At 62.4% G+C, this 18,021-nt stretch carries 20 protein-coding genes, 2 tRNA genes and 1 pseudogene; 8 read left to right on the top strand and 15 right to left on the bottom strand.

Features of this window, described 5'->3' with window-relative positions:
- Positions 1-20 precede the first annotated feature (20 nt).
- A complete protein-coding gene (locus B208_RS0102225; RefSeq protein ID WP_232423702.1) occupies positions 21-941 on the bottom strand; it encodes a DUF4349 domain-containing protein in 921 nt (306 codons plus the stop codon).
- Positions 942-1,124: 183 nt separating this feature from the next.
- On the opposite strand from B208_RS0102225, the gene tpiA reads away from it, so the two are divergent.
- On the top strand, positions 1,125-1,769 hold the full coding sequence (gene tpiA / locus B208_RS0102230) for a triose-phosphate isomerase (protein ID WP_007979109.1): 645 nt from the start codon (positions 1,125-1,127) through the stop codon (positions 1,767-1,769).
- Between the two features lie 10 nt (positions 1,770-1,779).
- Here the strand turns inward: tpiA and B208_RS0102235 are convergent, their stop codons facing one another.
- Entirely contained in the window at positions 1,780-2,064 is a 285-nt protein-coding gene (locus tag B208_RS0102235) for a hypothetical protein (RefSeq protein ID WP_007979108.1), read from the bottom strand.
- Between the two features lie 52 nt (positions 2,065-2,116).
- Positions 2,117-3,472, bottom strand: coding sequence for a DNA polymerase Y family protein (locus B208_RS0102240; protein ID WP_007979107.1), 1,356 nt, complete (start codon positions 3,470-3,472; stop codon positions 2,117-2,119).
- Positions 3,473-3,648: 176 nt separating this feature from the next.
- Between B208_RS0102240 and B208_RS0102245 the strand changes: the two genes are divergently transcribed.
- From B208_RS0102245 to B208_RS0102255, 3 genes are all read left to right on the top strand, one after another.
- A complete protein-coding gene (locus B208_RS0102245; protein ID WP_007979106.1) occupies positions 3,649-3,963 on the top strand; it encodes a HalOD1 output domain-containing protein in 315 nt (104 codons plus the stop codon).
- Positions 3,964-4,165: 202 nt separating this feature from the next.
- Positions 4,166-4,477 (top strand): HalOD1 output domain-containing protein, encoded by a 312-nt coding sequence (locus B208_RS0102250; RefSeq protein ID WP_007979105.1) that lies wholly within the window; start codon positions 4,166-4,168, stop codon positions 4,475-4,477.
- A gap of 270 nt (positions 4,478-4,747) precedes the next feature.
- On the top strand, positions 4,748-5,320 hold the full coding sequence (locus tag B208_RS0102255; RefSeq protein ID WP_007979104.1) for a metal-dependent hydrolase: 573 nt from the start codon (positions 4,748-4,750) through the stop codon (positions 5,318-5,320).
- 51 nt (positions 5,321-5,371) lie between these two features.
- Here the strand turns inward: B208_RS0102255 and B208_RS0102260 are convergent, their stop codons facing one another.
- The 4 genes from B208_RS0102260 to B208_RS0102270 form a co-directional block, all read right to left on the bottom strand.
- Entirely contained in the window at positions 5,372-6,136 is a 765-nt protein-coding gene (locus tag B208_RS0102260) for an LVIVD repeat-containing protein (protein ID WP_232423703.1), read from the bottom strand.
- A 740-nt stretch (positions 6,137-6,876) separates the two neighbouring features.
- Positions 6,877-7,051, bottom strand: a tRNA-Trp gene (locus tag B208_RS23700).
- Between the two features lie 43 nt (positions 7,052-7,094).
- Positions 7,095-7,319, bottom strand: coding sequence for a DUF5795 family protein (locus B208_RS0102265; RefSeq protein ID WP_018128679.1), 225 nt, complete (start codon positions 7,317-7,319; stop codon positions 7,095-7,097).
- 73 nt (positions 7,320-7,392) lie between these two features.
- Complete coding sequence (locus B208_RS0102270) at positions 7,393-8,304, bottom strand: DUF5794 domain-containing protein (RefSeq protein ID WP_026177701.1); 912 nt, start codon at positions 8,302-8,304, stop codon at positions 7,393-7,395.
- Positions 8,305-8,768: 464 nt separating this feature from the next.
- Here B208_RS0102270 and guaB point away from each other — a divergent pair.
- Together guaB and B208_RS0102280 are read left to right on the top strand one after the other, a co-directional pair.
- Positions 8,769-10,264: pseudogene (gene guaB / locus B208_RS0102275) on the top strand (IMP dehydrogenase).
- Positions 10,265-10,317: 53 nt separating this feature from the next.
- Positions 10,318-10,593 carry a DNA methyltransferase gene (locus tag B208_RS0102280; protein ID WP_007979092.1) on the top strand — a complete coding sequence of 92 codons (276 nt, stop codon included), beginning with the start codon at positions 10,318-10,320 and terminating at the stop codon, positions 10,591-10,593.
- A 189-nt stretch (positions 10,594-10,782) separates the two neighbouring features.
- On the opposite strand, the gene B208_RS0102285 is transcribed toward B208_RS0102280, so the two are convergent.
- The 3 genes from B208_RS0102285 to B208_RS0102295 all read right to left on the bottom strand — a co-directional run bounded on the left by B208_RS0102285 (position 10,783) and on the right by B208_RS0102295 (position 12,764).
- Positions 10,783-10,856, bottom strand: a tRNA-Lys gene (locus B208_RS0102285).
- Positions 10,857-10,959: 103 nt separating this feature from the next.
- On the bottom strand, positions 10,960-11,730 hold the full coding sequence (locus B208_RS0102290) for a hypothetical protein (RefSeq protein WP_007979091.1): 771 nt from the start codon (positions 11,728-11,730) through the stop codon (positions 10,960-10,962).
- On the bottom strand, positions 11,727-12,764 hold the full coding sequence (locus B208_RS0102295; RefSeq protein WP_007979090.1) for an ABC transporter ATP-binding protein: 1,038 nt from the start codon (positions 12,762-12,764) through the stop codon (positions 11,727-11,729). The genes B208_RS0102290 and B208_RS0102295 overlap by 4 nt, the downstream gene beginning before the upstream one ends.
- A 148-nt stretch (positions 12,765-12,912) precedes the next feature.
- Here B208_RS0102295 and B208_RS0102300 point away from each other — a divergent pair, with 148 nt between their 5' ends.
- On the top strand, positions 12,913-14,358 hold the full coding sequence (locus B208_RS0102300) for a DHH family phosphoesterase (RefSeq protein WP_007979089.1): 1,446 nt from the start codon (positions 12,913-12,915) through the stop codon (positions 14,356-14,358).
- Here B208_RS0102300 and B208_RS0102305 read toward each other — a convergent pair.
- The 5 genes from B208_RS0102305 to dps form a co-directional block, all read right to left on the bottom strand.
- Positions 14,355-14,648 (bottom strand): PRC-barrel domain-containing protein, encoded by a 294-nt coding sequence (locus B208_RS0102305; RefSeq protein WP_007979088.1) that lies wholly within the window; start codon positions 14,646-14,648, stop codon positions 14,355-14,357. The genes B208_RS0102300 and B208_RS0102305 overlap by 4 nt on opposite strands.
- 26 nt (positions 14,649-14,674) lie before the next feature.
- Positions 14,675-15,808 (bottom strand): pyridoxal phosphate-dependent aminotransferase, encoded by a 1,134-nt coding sequence (locus B208_RS0102310; RefSeq protein ID WP_007979087.1) that lies wholly within the window; start codon positions 15,806-15,808, stop codon positions 14,675-14,677.
- 65 nt (positions 15,809-15,873) lie between these two features.
- Positions 15,874-16,308, bottom strand: coding sequence for a DCC1-like thiol-disulfide oxidoreductase family protein (locus B208_RS0102315; protein WP_007979086.1), 435 nt, complete (start codon positions 16,306-16,308; stop codon positions 15,874-15,876).
- A gap of 105 nt (positions 16,309-16,413) precedes the next feature.
- The gene (locus B208_RS0102320) at positions 16,414-16,776 is read right to left on the bottom strand and encodes a 2Fe-2S iron-sulfur cluster-binding protein (RefSeq protein WP_007979085.1); all 363 of its coding nucleotides are present in this window, start codon (positions 16,774-16,776) and stop codon (positions 16,414-16,416) included.
- Between the two features lie 50 nt (positions 16,777-16,826).
- On the bottom strand, positions 16,827-17,453 hold the full coding sequence (dps, locus tag B208_RS0102325) for a DNA protection during starvation protein (RefSeq protein WP_007979084.1): 627 nt from the start codon (positions 17,451-17,453) through the stop codon (positions 16,827-16,829).
- Between the two features lie 426 nt (positions 17,454-17,879).
- Between dps and B208_RS24875 the strand changes: the two genes are divergently transcribed.
- A complete protein-coding gene (locus B208_RS24875; protein ID WP_007979083.1) occupies positions 17,880-18,014 on the top strand; it encodes a DUF7503 family protein in 135 nt (44 codons plus the stop codon).
- The last annotated feature ends 7 nt before the right edge of the window (positions 18,015-18,021 follow it).

An 18,021-nucleotide genomic window follows, 5' to 3' on the forward strand; every position in this document is an offset into this window, starting at 1 on the left:
GCGACTGCGAGCCGTCTTCCTCATTCCTCTTCGTCCGTAACGGGCGCGGCAGACGTCTCCGACTCCGACCGGCGGCGCAAGAGCAGGACCGCACCGCCGACCGGAACGCCGAGGACGACCAGGTACGGAAGGAGGTAGGCCGCCCCGACGACGAACGCGCGGAGCATGACGATGGCACCGTCGACCGAATCGAGGAACGCGGCGACGACACCCGTCTCGTACCACGACTTCTCGGCCGGGCTTTTCGTGTCGCTCGTCGGTTGCGGTTCGTGCATCCGCACCGTCACCGTCGAGTAGGCGACTCGCCGTTCGAGCGACTGCTGTTTCGCCTCCAGTCGTTCGATGTCGGTTTGCACGTCGGAGAGTCGCTTCTGGACCGAGAGCACCGCCTCCGTGTCGCTCGCGTTCTCGTAGAGCGCCCGGAGCTTGTCGCGCTGTGACCGGAGGTTTTCGAGGCGGGCGTTCAGGTCCACCAACCGGTCGGTAACGTCCTCTGTGCCGGTGCTCGACTCCGCCACTTCACCCGCTCGTTTGACCCGCTCGAAGAACGCCGAGAAGTTCTCCTTCGGGACGCGGAAGACGACGCTCCCGGAGGTCCACGTCCCGTTACCATCGTGGTGGACGCGCTGGGAGGAGTCGCTGACGAACCCGCCGCGTTCGCGGGCCGCGCGGGTCAGGGACCGACTCGCGTTCCCGAAGTTTTCGACCGACAGCGTGACGTTTCCGGTTCGGATGAGCGCGCGTTGCTGGACGACCAAGGCGGACTGCGGGGCCGTCCCGTCGCTCGGGCGCGCGTTCCCGGCGTCGCCGCCGTTCGAACCGCCGCCATCGTGATTCGCGCTGTCCTTCGCCGTGTCGTTTCCGCCCATTCCGGCGCATCCGGCGAGGACGACGAGGACGACCACCGAGAGGACGGCCAGTCGTCGGGTCCATGTTGTCATGGAGTCTACTGGTAAACCCGTGAGCAAAACTGTTAGGTAGAGTGAAATACCTGTTTCACCCTTCCAGCCACATCAGCGCTCGTCCCGCTCCGCATCCACCTCCCGCGTTTCCGTCGTCCGGTTTCCCCGTCCGTACTTGCGCATGACGCAACCTATTTGGGGGCGCCGACAGTCGCTTCGGATATGTTCGTACTCGTCAATCTGAAAGCCTATCCGTGCGACCCGGTCGAAATCGCGGACGCCGCCCGCGACGTGAGCGACGACTACGGCGTCGATATCGCCGTGGCACCGCAAACCGCCCACCTCTCGCGCGTCGCCGACACAGGCGTCGAAACGTGGGGCCAACACGTCAGTCCCGTCGAACACGGAAGCCACACCGGGAGCACCCTCGCGGAGGCCGTCACCGACGCGGGCGCGACCGGGACCATGATCAACCACTCCGAGTGCAGACAGAAACTCGCCGACATCGACGCCGGACTCGACGCCGCCGAGCGCGTCGGCCTCGACACCACGGTCTGTGCGAACAACCCCGAGCAGGTCGGCGCGGTCGCCGCCCTCTCCCCCGACGCCGTGGCCGTCGAACCCCCGGAACTCATCGGCACCGGCACGCCCGTCAGCAAGGCCGACCCGGACATCGTGACCGACGCGGTGGCCGCCGCGGAAGCGGTCGATGAGGACGTGAGCGTCTACTGCGGCGCTGGCATCAGCACCGGCGAAGACCTCGTTGCGGCGCGGAACCTCGGCGCGGAAGGCGTCCTCCTGGCGAGCGGCGTCGCAAAGGCCGACGACCCGAAGGCCGCGCTGGAGAACCTCGTCGAACCGCTGTAATCGATTCGAACTATTCGTCGGAAACGATGACGAAGTGGTCCTTTTCCTGTCGCTCCAGCACCGATTCCTCCCGCATGCTCACGATGTAGCCCGTGACCGTCCGCTCCAGTTCGTGGGGCGCTCGGATGCGGACGAGGTTGCCGATGACCTGCGCCGAGGGCGGTTTCTGTGCCGCACCGCAGTCGTAGATGGTGAGCAGTTGGTCGCCCCGCTCGGCCTCGTAGACGATGACGTGGGCGTGTTGGGGAAGGTGCCAGCGACCCTCCTCGTCGCCCACCGCCGCCAGCTTGTTCATACCGGAACTACACGGGGCGGGGTAATCAGCGGTCCGAAGAACGAAACGGATGTTAGAAGTCGGAGAGCGACACCTGCCCGTCGCGTTTGCGTGACGTTCGATGGACCCCCTCGTCCGTCTTCTCACCATCATCCGCCGCCTCCGCCGACGATTTCGGGTCGTCCGCCGAGTCGGAGCTATCCGCCGTTCTCGACTCTCCCGTCCCGCTCGGCGCGTCGAACCCGTCGAGGCTCGTCTGGTCGCTCTCGGTGAACTGGAGGTTCGAGACGCGCACGCCGACCTTTCGAACCCGGTCGTCGTCGAACTCGGCGAGCAGGTCGAGGGCGACTTCCTCGACCAGTTCGGGGTCGTCCACCGGTCCCGGAAGCGACTGCTCGCGAGTGTGCACGTCGAACGGCGGCGTCACGACCTTCACGCCGATGGTCCGGTACATGGCGTCCCGGTCGCGGGCGCGTTCGGCGACGGCCGCCGCGAGCGTGCTGACCCGCGCGCACTTCTCCTCGGGGTCGGTCGTCGGGTCGGTGAACGCCGATTCGCGCGAGAGGCTCTTGGGCCGTCCCGTCGGCGTCACCCGCCTTTCGTCGTCGCCGCGGGCGCGGTGGTACAGTTCGCGGCCGCGCTCGCCGAACCGGTCGACGAGCGTGCGCGGGTCGGCATCGGCCAGGTCTCCCGCCGTCTCGATTCCCATCTCGCGGAGCGTGCGGGCCGTCACGGGGCCGATTCCGTGAATCTCGGCCACGTCGAGCGGGGCGAGGAAGTCCCGCGTCGTTCCCGGTTCGACGACGACCAATCCGTCCGGTTTGTCGTGGTCGCTCGCTATCTTCGCCGCGCTCATGTTCGGCGCGACGCCGACGCTCGCCGTGACGCCGACTTCGCGCTCGATTCGGTTCTTGACGTGCCGGGCGAATCCCTCCGCGACCTCCCACGCGGTCCGTTCCGTGACGTCGAGGTACGCCTCGTCGATGCTCACCTCGCGCACCGTATCCGCACAGTCGTGGAGGATGGCACGAACGTCCGTGCTGACCGATTTGTAGAACTCGATATCGACGGGTCGGTAGTAGCCAGCCACGTCCGCTTCGTCCTCACCGTCAGCACCATCTTCGCTGTCAGCACCGCTAGAATCGGTCGAATCGCCCTCCGCCTTCCGGGGCAGTCGTTCGAGGGCGCTCCCGATTGCTTGGGCGCTTTCGACGCCGTATTCGCGGGCCTCGTAGCTCGCGGTGGCGACGGCTCCGTGGTTCTCTCCCTCCTCGTACCCCATCCCGACGACGACCGGTTCGCCGCGAAGGTCCGGTTCGCGGAGTCGCTCACAGGCCGCGTAGAAACAGTCCATATCGACGTGGAGGACGATTCGCTCCTCGCGTTCGTCTCCGACACCGGGCAAGCGTGAACCGCCGCGGTCCGACATTGACAGTCCGTTAGCGAGCCAACGGAATGAAGCTGTGCAAACCACGCCGAAAGTGGAAACCGAAGCGGAAATATAGTTTACATCTCCAACGCCCACAAGCAATAAATACTGATCTCCGGGCTTCTACGGTCGATTCCGCTATGTTTATGGACGGATATGTGGTAGCCGTGAATACAATGGTCGCCCCCGACGAAGGACGTTCGAATGCGGATGATCGACTCAGTATCCGGGTAATCAGCGCAATCGCCGAACACGAGGGAACGACCCCCACGGAAATCAGGCCCGTTCTCTACGATATCATCGACCCCGACGCGCTCGATTCGCTCTTTTCCGCGACGCACGAGGGCGACACCCGAGCGAGCGGCAGCGTCGAATTTCGGTACGGCCCCCACGAAGTGACGGTGCACAGCGACGGTCGAATCGACATCGAGCGCGTTCGAGACGCCGACTCGCCTTCATCGACCACCGAGACCGCATCGGGAGACAACTAACGACGACCATCGTTCGGGTACGCGACCTCCAGCCGATATCGATATCGCCACTGCCTGCGCCCGAAACCGTTCGCTATCGCTTCTGACACCGGACGACCCCCGCCGCCTCTCTCGGTTCCCGAAATCGCCGATAGCTATATTACTGCCTCGCCTCTGAGAGAGTAGTAGTATACCAGTGGTCGATTCACCCAGTGATGATAGTATGGAAATTGAGATAGAGAACCTTAGTGACGACAATCCAGCGGAAACGTCTTCGACGTACGTCTTCGATATCGAGCGCGAGATGGCAAACGGACACACCTGCGCCGGGCTCGTCCGCTCCCTCGCGAGCGTCATGGACACGGAGCCGAACCGAATGCAACCGCTCCATGCCGCCGTCAACTGCGACGCCATCGACGCGCTGTTCCGAACCCGCCGCTACGGCGACGCACGGGACAACGTTTCCATCACGTTCCACTACGACGTCTACGAAGTGACCGTCAACGCGAACGGAAAAGTCGTCGTCAAGGAGTAGACCGAGTTCCCGCGGCGGACGTCCGCCGCCGAGACCATCCTCGTCTCCCCATACCGATTCGTACCGACCGAACCCGAGCCGTTCACGGAGCGACTGCTTTCTTCGTGATATATCGGAGATTCGATGAACGTGCGGGTAGTTCTCCGAACTTTTTAACCCTCGACTTACTATCCACGGGGTGATGAGATATTCAGACAGGGGCACGATACGAACGACCGAACCGTTTCGGCCGTTCCGTCGCGTCCGTGCTCTTCCGGCGGTGAAAATCCCATGATGCCGTGGGGTCACGCCGCCTTCGGGTACACCCTGTACTCGCTCGGCCACCGCGTGTGGACGCGCGCGCCGCCGTCCGCACAGGCAGTGCTCGCCCTCCTCTTCGGGACCCAGTTGCCCGACCTCGTGGACAAACCCCTCTCGTGGGGACTCCACCTGTTCCCGCAAGGCTACTCCGTCGCCCACTCGGTCTTCGTGGCGATTCCGGTCGGCCTGCTGGTGCTCGCCCTCGGAGTGTACAAAAACCGCGCCACCCTCGGTGCCGCCTTCGTGGTCGGCTACTGGTCGCACCTCGTCGGCGACATCCTCATGGCCATGATGGAACACCAGCGGTCGCCGTTCGACCGCGTGCTGTGGCCCGTCGTGACCCTCCCGCCGTACGGCCACGAAGTGTCCCTGTTGGACCGCGCCTTCCACATCATCGGCACGTTCTTCCACTCGCTCTCCACCGAAAAACAGCTGCTGATACTCGGCATCTACCTCGCGCCGTACTTCCTCGTATTCCTCCTCTGGGTAGTGGACGGCGCGCCGGTCGTTGCGGAACTCAAACGCGCCGTCGTCGGGCGGTGAAGGCAGTCGGAACGGTTCCTCCTTCTCGCTTTTCGACGGTGGACGACGCGTTCAAGATGTTAGTTCGAACGTGTATAGCCCAGTAAACGTGTCGCTGGCGACGATGAAGTCCCGCTCTTCGTTGTATTCCGTTTTCCACGCCATGGGTGCCTTGCCGAGTTGCGAGACTTCGTCGTTCACCCTGATATCGCTCACACCGTCGTCGGTCCGATATCGATCGACGGGAGTCGGAGTCGTCGGGTCGGTGATATCGTACACCACCACTCCCTCGTGCCAGTCGGCGCTGGCAACGAGCGTGGCCTCACCCTTCGGGACGATATCGAAGTGGTGGCCCGTCCAATCGAAGCGTTCGGCGTACTCGTCTTCCATCCGTCGAGCGTTCGGTGAGACGGTAAATCCGACTGGGACCGGATTCTTCAGCGACCCGTTTTTCCACCCGATATCGAAGACGTGTTTTCCGCCCGGGACTCCCTGCGGGCGCTCGTCTCCCAAAACGAGCAGATCGCGTCGCGGGTCGAAGTGACCGTGATGTGCCGCTCCAAACGCTTCCTCGCCGACGTTGGCTTCGTCGTACGATTTCCGCTTCGTATAGTCGAACCGTCCGATCTCGGTCGGATTTCTCGGGTCGCTCACATCGTAGATGATGAAACCGATGAACTGTCCCGACTGGTACGCACAGCAGAGCAAGTCTCGCTCCGGGTCCACGTTGATGTCGTGACCCGCCCCCTGTGGACCGTACTCCCCGAGCTTTCGCGGGGAGGTCGGGTCCGAAACGTCGTATACGTCGAACCCGTTACTTTCCAATCCGTAGTTCATCGTATAGAGCACCGGCTTCGTCGGGTGCGGTCGGACGTTGTGCGACTTGCCGTCCGAAACGGACCCGACGACGGTGGGATTTGTCGGTGTTCCGGCGGAGAAACCGTAGTCAACAATTTCGAAGTTCCCGGACCACGTTTTCTCTATCGCTCGATGATACAGCCCGTTTCGGGAGTCAAACTTGACGTCTATATTCGGTGCATCGTTCGAGTTGCCGAGATAGTGAACTTGTTTCAGCGATGACGAATCGCTGACATCGACCAGAACTGTCCCGGTTGTCCCCCATTTGGTTCCGACGACGGCGTATTTCCCGTCCTTCCGAACCGACACTTCAGAATAGCCACCGCTCGGGGAGGACCCCGCCGAAAGGTGTGCCTGTCCTCGTTTCCGCAACGAGAGCCGACTGACGTCGGTCGCTTCGTCACCGCCATCCGACGTGTTCTTCCCCCGTTGTCGTTTCTGGATTACATCTTTTATCGTCGAACACCCGGCGAGGGCCGATCCTACGAGGACAGCGCCAGAACGGCGAAGTACCCGACGGCGAGTTCGTGTATCGCGTAGGGGTTTCATCGTGAGTGACTCACGTATGGATGAACAAACGACCGACTCGCTATTTGTTATGCGCCGTCTGAAAGCGATGCTAGAATCCCAGTTCGCGTTTGAGCGAATTCGCTATCCGCTATCGACTATTTATTATGATTGGAACCTTCGCGGTGCTCATCGTGTGGTTCGCGGTAAAATGGGGTCGGAGGGATTTGAACCCCCGATCGACTGATATCTCCGGTGCGCCTCGGAACTCCAGAGGGTCGTCAACGCGGGCGATGATCAGTCACCCGCTCGGTATATCAGCTGGAGTTTCGTCCCGGGCGCGTAGCCTCTGGAGTCAGTCGCCATCCCTGGCTTGGCCACGACCCCGCGAACGGTGATTGGTCGAAACGACCTAAAGGGGTTTCGATTTCTACTCCTCTCGCGTCCCCCAATCGCAGTCCTGGCATTTATACCCCGTAACGAACGCCGTCACGCTCGGCATGTATCCGACCGAGAGCACGTCGCCGCCGCACTCGGGGCACTCGCGCTCTGCATCCCGAATGCTGTCGGCTTCCATCACGGTGTCGTCTTCTATCAGTTCGGCCAGCCGCTTCGGCGTGACCATCCGCCCTTGCACGACGCGATTGTCCGGCATGTCAGAACCACGGCGACGGAGCGGGAAAAACGTTACAGCCGCGAACCGAGAAACAGAGAATTCGAAGCTCGGCTTACAGCCACGGACGGCGTTCGTCGCCGTCCTCTTCGCCGGGGTAGCCGTAGGCCGCCGAGGAGTCCTCGCCCTCGGTGAGTTCGGCGTTCTCGCCGCCGTCCGTCACCGCGGTGCCGTCGGCGGGTGCCGGTTCTGCCGGGGCGTCCGCCGATGCGTCCGCGTGCGCGTCGTCGAGGTCGTCCGGGACGTGTTCGCCGGGGTCGAGCGCCAGCATGCTGGTGACCGCGAGGACGGCCAGTGGGGCGCGACCCGGCGCGAAGCCGAGTATCGACAGGGGCAGGACGCCCAGCGCGACCGCGCTGCCGAAGCGGAAGCGGTCGATGTCCACGATGCCGCGGAGCCACGGCGAGGTGAGCGCGATGGCGAGCGCGAACGCGACGCCCGTACCGGCCGCCGCGACGGCGGGGAGGATTTGGGTCGCTTCGATGGCCTTCACCTCGAAGCCCGAGGGTTGCAGGCTGGCGAGCAGGCCGAAACCGATGATGATTCCGGGGCTCGGCAGAACCTCGCCGATGCGCGCACTCGCGGTCTTCGCCGCGATTGCGGCGATGACCAGCGCGGCGAAGCGCTCGAAGGTCTCCATCTTCAACGCGCTCGCGATGGTCGGCGCGAACGCGGCCTCGATGCCAGCGATGGCGATGAGGACGACGCCGACCGCGAGAACGGACGTGGCCTGCTCACGCGGGCTGCCGTCCATCTCGGCGAGGATGACCGCGACGGTCGCGCTGCCGCCGAAGACGAGCAGGCCGACCTGGATGATGCCGACCGGCGAACTCAGCGCTCCGGCGAGAACCATCGCGGGGAAGATGCCGTCCACGAGGGGAAGCCCCATGACGGTTGCCAGCAGCTTCGTCGCGCCGCCTACTTGCCGCTCGAGGCGATAGGCGACTGGGTGTTGGGAGCTGCTCATCGACTAGTGACTATAACCCTGACCCGTGGGCGAAGGGTGATGGTACCTGCGGTGCGACCGGTGATGCGAATTCGGTCGAAGATTCCCCGCAAGCGGTTTTCCTACCAGTGTTGTGCACAGTTTTGCAAAGATTGCAATCGGAGCGAAAGAGTCGCTGCTCGTCCGACCTGCAATACGCTGTGCCATGAGACTGGTAGAGTCCATATTTACGAATATTGTCGTTTGTTGCTTAAGTGTTGTGTGATAGATGCCCCCATGCAACGCGAAATGGACACGAAAACTGCCGACACGCCTTTCCTTTTTTGTCAAATACACTCATTCGCCAACTGTTCCTAAGTGGCAATATATGCCACTTTCGGCCGATGACGCGCAAATGGACACATGTGTGTATAAAATCCAACGCTTACCACGTCAGTCAAGCACAATCTCGCAACGTTTTTCAGTAACCGCTTCGTTCGGATTACATGGCGAAAGATTCTCACCACGACGGGCCGTTTTCCGAGAAACTCCGCGTACCGGAGGCGCTCACCTTCGACGACGTACTTTTGCGCCCGAAGGAGAGCCGCGTCGAACCGGACGACGCCGACGTGAAATCGCGCGTTTCGAAGAACGTCGAACTCAACGTACCGGTCCTCTCCGCCGCGATGGACACCGTTACGGAAAGCGAGATGGCCATCGAGATGGCCCGACAGGGTGGTCTCGGCGTCCTCCATCGAAACATGGAGGTCGATACGATGGTCGACGAAATCGAACGGGTCAAACGCGCGGACGAACTCATCATCCGCGACGTCGTGACCGCGAATCCCGAACAGACCGTCCGAGAAGTGGACGGCATGATGGCGCGGCAAGGAGTCAGCGGCGCACCCGTCGTCGACGACGACGACGAAGTGCTCGGCATCATTTCGGGCACCGACATCCGACCCTACCTCGAAGTCGGTGACAAGGACGAAGTACGCGAAGCGATGACCGATGAAGTCATCACCGCGACGGAAACCGTGACCGCCCGAGAAGCCCTCGAACTGATGTACGAGCACAAAATCGAGCGCGTCCCCATCGTGGACGAAGAAAACCACCTCACCGGCCTCGTCACGATGCAGGGCGTCCTCCAGCGCCGCGAGTACGGCGAGGCGGTCCGCGACGAAGACGGTCACCTCCGCGTGGGCGTCGCCGTCGGCCCGTTCGAAACCGACCGCGCGGTCGCCGCCGACGAAGCGGGGGCCGACGTGCTCTTCATCGACTGCGCCCACGCTCACAACCTGAACGTCATCGACGGCGCGCGAGAAATCAAGGAATCCGTGGACGCCGACGTCGTCGTCGGCAACATCGGCACGCGCGAAGCGGCGGAAGACATCGTTGACTTCGCCGACGGCCTCAAGGTCGGTATCGGCCCCGGAAGCATCTGCACGACCCGCGTCGTGAGCGGGTCCGGCATGCCCCAAATCACCGCCATCTCGCAAGTGGCCGACGTGGCGACCCAACACGACGTTCCCGTCATCGCCGACGGCGGCATCCGATACTCCGGCGACGCCATCAAATCCATCGCGGCGGGCGCGGACGCGGTGATGCTCGGGTCGTACTTCGCGGGAACCGACGAGGCCCCCGGCCGCGTCATCACCATCGAAGGCAAGAAGTACAAACAGTACCGCGGCATGGGAAGCGTCGGCGCGATGAAGAGCGGCGACGGCAGCCGCTACCTGAAAGACGACCCGCAGGACGAAGACGAGTACGTCCCCGAGGGCGTCGAGGCGGCCAAACCGTACAAGGGAACCCTCGAAAGCGAACTCCACCAGCTCGTCGGCGGCATGAAGTCCGGTACATGGGCTACGTCGGCGCGGAGACGATTCCGGCGTTCAAGGAACGCTCCGAGTTCGTCCGCATCTCGCCCGCCGGTCAGCAGGAGAGCCACGCCCACGACGTGATGATTACCGACGAAGCGCCGAACTACAGCCCCGGCGAATAAGAGAGTCGTTCACACACGTCAATTTTTGTCGCATCTGTTCGAAAATAGCAGCTATGCAGACGTTTCTCCGATTACAGTACGAGAAACCCGACGAACTCCCGTCCGAATTCGGGCACGACATTCGAACACCCGAATCGTTCGTGGAGGAGTTCGTCACGGAGTTTTCGAAAGACGGTGACACCGTTCTCGACCCCTTTGCTGGGTTCGGAACGACTGAACGGAGTGAGGGAGTCGGTTGGGGAGGGTGTGGTGCGGAGGCAGTGCGGTCACGGGTGGGACTTCTGAAAGGCTTCGCCTTTCAACTCCCCGCTCATGCCTCGCGGGGATGAAAGGGGCCGTCCGTTCGCGCTTGCGTGGTCGCTTGCGCGGGCCACTATTTTGGTCGGGCTTTCGAAGTAGTCGTCTCGGTGGCTGCAATCACAAAACAATCAAAATCAACGCGGTCTACCGCAGTTCCATTTCGTCGTCCCCCAAATCACCGCGACAGCCACAACTCACGAAGTAGTTCGTGGCAAAAACGGGCCGGGCGCGATTTGAACACGCGACCGTCTGATTAAGAGTCAGACGCTCTGCCTAACTGAGCTACCGGCCCAACGCATTCGGAAAAAGTCGGGTGGGACGTAAATACGTTTCCTTTCGGACTGCGGTCTTCGGGTTTGGCCGAGAAACGAACGACCGCGAGTGACCCGATGGGGTCAGTAATCACCGAGAACGCCGAGTTTCCGCGCGCGGCGCTGACAGAGGGTGAACGCCACGTAACCGACGACGGTGTACACCACGGCGACGCCGACCAGAATACCGAGGTCGGTCGGGTCGATGTTCCAGAGGGACGTTCCGTTCTGCATCGACTGGCGGAGCAGATAGCTCCCGAGCGAGAGGGGGAGGAACTTCGCCAGCGGCACGTCCGTCACGGGTGCCGAGAGCAGGCCGATGAAGACGAACTGCATCAACTGGAAGGCCGCGCTGATTCGTTTGTAGAGCAACGCGAGGCCGCCTAACGCGAACCCGAGTCCGATGGCCGACGCGATGGTCAGAATCCCCAGCGGGACGACGGTCACGAAGTCGATGATGAGCGTCTCGCCCGTCGTCACCAACATCAACACGAGGATGAGACTACCCCACACGAAACTCCACAGCAGGTTGACCACGGTCTGAATCGTGATGACGCGCCCGATGCCGAACGGCGTCATGTACAGCTGTTCGAGCGTCCCCCACTGCGCTTCCTGCGTCATCGTCTGTGCCAGACTGGAGAACGCTATCTGCGTCATGGTGAACAGGAAAAAGCCGACGATGATGCCGCCGAGCGAGTCGTTCAGGGACCGACCGGCGACCGCCTGCCCGCCGAAGAAGATGAGCAAGAAGAGGATGTAGATGGTGCCGATTTGTGCGACCGTGTTGACGATGTAGCGTTTGAGCAGGATGTACGACTTGATGAAGTTGCCGCGAAAGAGGACGTAGTTGCTCATCCGCTTCCCTCCAGCATGTTCTCTCCGTCATCCCCGGTTATCGTGAGGAACACCTCTTCGAGGTCGGATTCGTTCGACGAGACGGATTCGATGGCGACGCCGCCGTCGCGGAGGATATCCACGACGTCGTACAGTCGTCGTGGCGTTTCGACGGCGACGGTGAACTCGGTGCGGTTGTCGGACGTCTTCCACCGGCTGGTTTCGTAGGTCCCCTCGACGGTTTCCCGGTGGGAATCCGGCAGACGACCTTCGAGCACGACCCGATAGGTCCGCGTATCGAACAGGTCCGAGAGCGCGTCCACGGGACGATCGACGACGATTGACCCCTCGTTCATGATGATAACGCGGTCGCACAAGCTCTGTACGACGTCCATGTTGTGACTGCTGACGACGATGGTTCGGTCGTGTTCGTCGACGAGCGTCCGCAAGTCGCGTTGGAGGTCGCGGGCCGCCTCCACGTCGAGTCCGAGCGTCGGTTCGTCCATGAAGACGACCGGCGTATCGCGCGCCAAGGAGATGGCGAGCGAAACCTTCTGTTTCATCCCCCGCGAGAGGTCCTTGACGACCTCGTTCGCCTTGTCGGTGAGCCGCAACTGCTCCAACAACTCGTCGTGTTGGTCTCGAACCGTCTTCGGGTGGATACCCTGCAAACTGGCGAAGTAGTCGAGGTTTTCCCGCACCGTCAACCGCCAGTACGCGTTTCGATTGCCTTCGAGGACCGCGCTGACGTTCTCGTACGCGCCTCGGTAATCGTCGTGAACGTCGACGCCGTTGATGTGAACCGACCCGTCCGTCGGAATCAGCAGTCCGAGCGTGGACTTGATGGTCGTCGTCTTCCCCGCCCCGTTCGGTCCGAGAAGTCCCACGATGGTGCCGGACTCGATGTCGAACGAGACGTCATCGACGGCGGTGATGGCGTCTCCATCCCGCGTCGAATACTCCTTTGTCAGATGTTCCACACTCACGGCGATTTCGTCCGTGGCCGAATCGGACGGCGAAGGAGTGTGGTCCGTGTCCATTTCGAGCGTGCCCATTAGTACCAAAGAGGTTTAGTGACGTTACTTTTGAAAGTTTCGATGGTGAATACGATTCTCCCACCGAGTGATTAAAACAGTGCATCGGGCTGGTTTCAGCGGCGCTCCGGGAGGATTAAGTACCGGCCGGGGCTACGGCCCAATAGTAATGAGCGCCGGGATAACTATCTCCTCGATGTCTACGTACGCCATTCTCGGTTGTGGGAGCGTCGGCTACGCCGTCGCCGAGGAACTCGTTGCACAGGGGAAGGAGGTTCTCATCGTCGACAGGGACACCGACCGCGTTGAGGCGCTCCGTGACCAGGATTTGAACGCACAGGGGGGAGACATCCGCGAGGAATCGGTCGCCGAAGAGGTCGGCGACCGCGACGTCGTGCTCATTCTCTCCTCGGACGTCGCCGCGAACAAGGAAGCCGTCTCGAACCTGCAGGCACGTGGCGGCGAGCGGTTTACCGTCGTCCGAGCGAGCGACCCGGTGTCGGCCGACGAACTCACCGAGATGGGTGCCGACGTGGTTATCAACCCCTCGTCGGTCATCGCCAACTCCGCGCTTCGGTCGCTCGAAGCGGGCGAGTTGGAGTACAAGGCGCGACAGCTGTCCGGCGTCATCGAGGACACGTCGAAAAAACTCGCGGTGCTCACGCACGACAACCCGGACCCCGACTCCATCGCCAGCGCCGCCGCGCTCCAGACCATCGCCGAAAGCCTCGGCGTCGAGGCGGACATCCTCTATCACGGCGAAATCGGGCATCAGGAGAACCGCGCGTTCGTCAACCTACTCGGTATCGAACTCCTTCAACGGGACGAGGTTGACGTCGAGAGCTACGACACGTTCGCCCTCGTGGACCACATGCGGGCGACGCAACCCGAACTCGACCACCCGGTCGATATCCTCATCGACCACTACGAACCCGATTCGGAGTACGAGGCGGAGTTCTCCGACGTTCGCCCGAACGTCAGTTCCACCTCGACCATCATGACGAAGTACGTGCAGGAGTTCGACATCAACCTGAGCGAGGAAGTCGCCACGGCGCTCCTGTACGGCATCCGGGCGGAAACGCTCGACTTCAAGCGCGACACCACGCCCGCCGACCTCACCGCGGCGGCCTACCTGTATCCCTTCGCCAACCACGACACGCTCGAACAGGTAGAGTCGCCGTCGATGTCGCCCGAGACGCTCGACGTACTCGCGGAGGCCATCACGAACCGCGAAGTACAGGGCAGTCATCTCGTCAGCAACGCGGGCTTCATCCGCGACCGCGACGCGCTGACGCAGGCCGCACAGCACCTCCTCAACCTCGAAGGCATCACGACGTCCGCCGTCTTCGGTATCGCCGACGACACCATCTACCTCGCCGCGCGGTCGAAGGACATTCGGATGAACATCGGCAACGTCCTGCAGGACGCCTTCGACAACATCGGCGAAGCCGCCGGTCACTCCACGCAGGCCAGCGCGGAGATTCCGCTCGGCATCTTCACCGGCATCGAGACGAACGAGGACAACCGCGATACGCTCCTCTCGCTCACCGAGGAAGCCGTCAAAAAGAAACTGTTCGACGCGATGGGCGTGGATGGAGAAACGAACGGAAATTAGACGACCGCTTCTTCTTCGCCGTCTTCGGATTGCTTCAGTCGTTCCACGACGTCGTTGACGAGGATGACGTCGCCGACCGCGCGTACCCACCGATACGGGATGATGACGCCGCGTCCGCCCTGAATCCGCTTGCCGAATAGTTCGTCGTTGATGCCGCCGAGCGCGAGGCCGGTCACGGCGATTTCGTTCAGGTCGAGTCGAACGTCGTCGACCTCTCCAACGAAGACGCCGTTGTTGGAGTACACCTCGCGGCCGACGAGCGTGGTGATTTCCTCTGGGGTTCCGTCCATATGAACGTGGATGGTATGCGCGGGCCTTAACTCTTGGCAGATACCGTATCGAGGACATCTTCGAACGCGTCCAATCCCTCCTTCACCGTCGCCGTATCGAGGCCGAGACTCAAGCGGAAACGGTCGCTATCGTCGAAAAAGCGGCCCGGAACGACGAGGATGTCCTCCTCCCACGCGGCCGCCGAAACCTCGTCGCCGTCGGCCGACTCGTGGGCGAAGAAACCGTAGGTACAGCCCGATGGAACGTCCCCGGAGAGGTCGTCGCGCTCGGCGACGAACGACGCGAGGAGTTCCCGGTTGGCCTCGATTCGCTCGCGCGAACCGTCCGCGAGGTCGGACTCGGCGTACAGCGCACGGCGGGTGAGGGCCATCCCGGGTGCCGAAATCGCCGGAACGTGGAACATGACCGACCGCGCACGCGAGACGAACTCGGCGTCGGCGACGAGCCACCCGACTCGAACCGGCCCGAACCCGAGGAACTTGGTCATCGAGTTCGTGACGACCGTGTTCGGGAGGTCGGCGGCGGTCGGGCCGCCGAACACGCTGGCCTCGCCGTTCGCACAGAAGGGTGCGTACACCTCGTCGACGAGGAGGGTCGCGTCGTTGTCGGCGGTAATGCGGCTCGCCTCGGCGAGCGTCTCCCGACTCGCCCCGCGTCCGCTCGGGTTGTGGCGGTTCGTGACGACGACACAGCACGTCTCCTCGTCCATCGCCGCTTCGATTCGTCCGGGGTCGAGTTCGTATCCGTCCTCTTCCGGCCGTCGGAACCGGTCCACCGTGGCACCGAGGCCGTCGGGCGTCGCCACCAGCGGTTCGTAGCCCGGTTTTTCCACCATCACTCGGGGGTCCCGATGCTCGTCGTCCGCCTCGTCTGTCTCCTCGTCCGCGTTCGCGTCGTCGATTGCCGCCGCCATGGCGACGAAGTTGGCGTGGGTCGCCCCGGCCGTGACGAGGACGTTCTCCGTCCCCACGTCGTAGGCGTCGGCAATGATGGTTTCGAGGTCGAGGTCGTCCGGCGGAGACGGGAGGGCTTCGAGTTCGGGCGGGACGATGCCGTCCGGTTCCGGGACCGCCCGCCGAAGGTCGCTCGACCCGAGGTCGTGGGTCGCGGCCTCGGGACGACCGGTAATCCACTCGAGATAGTCGATATGCGGGAACATGGCGGGGGCTACGAGTACGAGGGTCTTAACGTTCGGGAAGGGTGCAAAGCGCGTCGTCGAAGGAATCAGTCGGTTCGTATCGCGTGTGGCATCGACCTCGCGTCCGCCGCGAGCGAGTCGAACCGGTCGCGGGCGTCTTCGGCCATCGGATAGACCCCGTGGTAAGGGTCGGGGTCGTCGTCCACCCCGGAAACCGTTCGGATGGCGTCCGCGATGGACTCGTAGTTGTCGCCGACGATATCGCCGACCAGCGTCGGCACGCCCGCCCGCTCACAGAGTTCGCGGGCCGCGTCCCGCCCCACGTACACCCGTTCCTCCTCGCGTTCCGCGAGCACCAACGCGAACGGCGTCTCGTCGAACTGAGCTTCGAGGAACGACTGGGCGGCGTCGTCGTCCCACGGAACCGCGCCCACGCCGCGAACCCGTCGGAGCGCGGACGCGGCGGCCGAGCAGAACGGACAGTCGCCGTCGAAGACGAGCACAGCGTGATAGTCGGTCATGCGATTCGGCGTACGTGATTTTCGCGGAAAAGCGTTCTCGCACCGGGAAAGACGGAATCGAAGGAAAGCCGAGCGAACGAGGAGAGCCGCGAGCGCGTTCGTCCCTCACCGCTTCGAACGTCCGGGCGGTTGGTCGTGTTCGGCCCGAACGTCGAGCATCTCCTCGTACTGGCAGGCTTCGAACGCGAGGTCCGAACGCGGTTTCGCGGTGCACGGCAGAATCATGTCTTCCTCACGGTCCTCCTCGTAGTAGCGCCGGGCGTCCGACTGGTCCACGTCGCCGGAGAGCAGTTCGGCGGCACAGGTCGTACACCAACCCTGTTGACAGTCGGCGGGGAGCCACACGCCGCTCTCCCGCGCGGCGGCGAGGAGGTATTCGTCCTCGGGCACGTCTATTTCCACCGTTTCGCCCGCCTGCTCCACGTCGCACTCCTCGGGGACCTCGATTTCGACGGTGTAGGAGCTCACGGGAGTACTTACGATCGAAGAAAAATGTGGGTGTCGGCCTTCGTGGTTCCCTACGCCGACTCGTTGAAACTGTGGTTCTTGGAGTACGGCGCGTCGCCGGGTTGGTCCCGGACGAAGTGACCGGCCGGGTTAACTTCGTCGTCGCGTTCCATCGAGAGCAGTTCGATGAACCACGCCTCGTGGTCGATTTCTTCCTGTAGAATTCGGCTGGCCATGTCGTACGTCCGCGGGTCACAACCTTGGGTCATGTCACAGACTTCGGACCACGTTCGAATCGCACACCGTTCGGCTTCGAGAAGGACTTCGAGGATGTTCTCGGCCGTCGGGTCGTCCGGCAGTTCGGCGTGCGGACAGCTCGCGCGGTCCATGAAGTCGCCGATGTTCACGGGGATGTGGCCGCCGAGTTCGTACACCCGCGGCATCACGAGTTCGAAGTGAGCGCGGTCTTCGAGACGCGCGTCCTCGGTTATTTCCTTGTAGTCCTCGTGACCCGCGAGGTGGGTGCGGAGATTGGTGTAGTAGTAGTACGTGGAGAACTCAGCCCCGATAGCGTCGATGAGCGTCTCACGAATTTCTTCCGGGTCCCCACCCCGCTCCCGAATGACCTGCATACCGACTCGGTCGCTCGTGTCGCCCGGCGATACGCTTCCGGAACCGTGTTTCTTGTCGTCTGACATAGTTTCTGACCTCCTCATAGCACAGGATTCCAATTTCCTTAAGATTTTCTTCTGAATACTGGCCAAAATTTTCAAGTAAGCAAAAACAATTTGCATATTATTCGTTTCGGCGGAGTTTCCCACCTCGGAACGTTACCGACCGGTAGTGGGAGGTGGAACGGAGAAATGTACGCGTTGAGCGGTCTCCACCACGATTACGGACGGCGACGAATTTACCCGTAATCGGTAATTACTCAAGAGGGAAGTTCGCATTGAACCATACACTTCCCGGTGGGCGACTGGCCGACGTGAATAACCCCCCACTTCCGGGAGCAACGCCCCCATACCGTCTGCTTTCTCTTGGGGTGATGCGGGAAATTCCAATTTATTTCCTATAATTATCATTTAGAAAAAGCTATCGTCGGGCGGTTCCTCCGGACTGATGCGATGTCCGAAAGTAATGACACGTTAACGACGTACCTCGAGGAGAACCCACGAATGATCGGCGTGCTGTTCGCCATCTGCCTGCTGCTCACGCAGACCGGTAGCGTGGCGGCGGCGGCGGGCGGAACGATTCGATAATCACCGT

The sequence above is a fragment of the Haladaptatus paucihalophilus DX253 genome (assembly GCF_000376445.1).
GTDB lineage: Archaea > Halobacteriota > Halobacteria > Halobacteriales > Haladaptataceae > Haladaptatus > Haladaptatus paucihalophilus.

What these genes read in the sequence shown, in the direction of transcription:
- tpiA (WP_007979109.1), top strand. Translation starts at nt 1,125, where the DNA reads ATGTTCGTACTCGTCAATCTGAAAGCCTATCCGTGCGACCCGGTCGAA.
- B208_RS0102225 (WP_232423702.1), bottom strand. Translation starts at nt 941, where the DNA reads ATGACAACATGGACCCGACGACTGGCCGTCCTCTCGGTGGTCGTCCTC.
- B208_RS0102270 (WP_026177701.1), bottom strand. Translation starts at nt 8,304, where the DNA reads ATGAGCAGCTCCCAACACCCAGTCGCCTATCGCCTCGAGCGGCAAGTA.
- B208_RS0102255 (WP_007979104.1), top strand. Translation starts at nt 4,748, where the DNA reads ATGATGCCGTGGGGTCACGCCGCCTTCGGGTACACCCTGTACTCGCTC.
- B208_RS0102280 (WP_007979092.1), top strand. Translation starts at nt 10,318, where the DNA reads ATGCAGACGTTTCTCCGATTACAGTACGAGAAACCCGACGAACTCCCG.
- B208_RS0102245 (WP_007979106.1), top strand. Translation starts at nt 3,649, where the DNA reads ATGGTCGCCCCCGACGAAGGACGTTCGAATGCGGATGATCGACTCAGT.
- B208_RS0102300 (WP_007979089.1), top strand. Translation starts at nt 12,913, where the DNA reads ATGAGCGCCGGGATAACTATCTCCTCGATGTCTACGTACGCCATTCTC.
- B208_RS0102240 (WP_007979107.1), bottom strand. Translation starts at nt 3,472, where the DNA reads ATGTCGGACCGCGGCGGTTCACGCTTGCCCGGTGTCGGAGACGAACGC.
- B208_RS0102310 (WP_007979087.1), bottom strand. Translation starts at nt 15,808, where the DNA reads ATGTTCCCGCATATCGACTATCTCGAGTGGATTACCGGTCGTCCCGAG.
- B208_RS0102235 (WP_007979108.1), bottom strand. Translation starts at nt 2,064, where the DNA reads ATGAACAAGCTGGCGGCGGTGGGCGACGAGGAGGGTCGCTGGCACCTT.
- B208_RS24875 (WP_007979083.1), top strand. Translation starts at nt 17,880, where the DNA reads ATGTCCGAAAGTAATGACACGTTAACGACGTACCTCGAGGAGAACCCA.
- B208_RS0102295 (WP_007979090.1), bottom strand. Translation starts at nt 12,764, where the DNA reads ATGGGCACGCTCGAAATGGACACGGACCACACTCCTTCGCCGTCCGAT.
- B208_RS0102305 (WP_007979088.1), bottom strand. Translation starts at nt 14,648, where the DNA reads ATGGACGGAACCCCAGAGGAAATCACCACGCTCGTCGGCCGCGAGGTG.
- B208_RS0102315 (WP_007979086.1), bottom strand. Translation starts at nt 16,308, where the DNA reads ATGACCGACTATCACGCTGTGCTCGTCTTCGACGGCGACTGTCCGTTC.
- B208_RS0102260 (WP_232423703.1), bottom strand. Translation starts at nt 6,136, where the DNA reads ATGAACTACGGATTGGAAAGTAACGGGTTCGACGTATACGACGTTTCG.
- B208_RS0102290 (WP_007979091.1), bottom strand. Translation starts at nt 11,730, where the DNA reads ATGAGCAACTACGTCCTCTTTCGCGGCAACTTCATCAAGTCGTACATC.
- B208_RS0102250 (WP_007979105.1), top strand. Translation starts at nt 4,166, where the DNA reads ATGGAAATTGAGATAGAGAACCTTAGTGACGACAATCCAGCGGAAACG.
- dps (WP_007979084.1), bottom strand. Translation starts at nt 17,453, where the DNA reads ATGTCAGACGACAAGAAACACGGTTCCGGAAGCGTATCGCCGGGCGAC.
- B208_RS0102265 (WP_018128679.1), bottom strand. Translation starts at nt 7,319, where the DNA reads ATGCCGGACAATCGCGTCGTGCAAGGGCGGATGGTCACGCCGAAGCGG.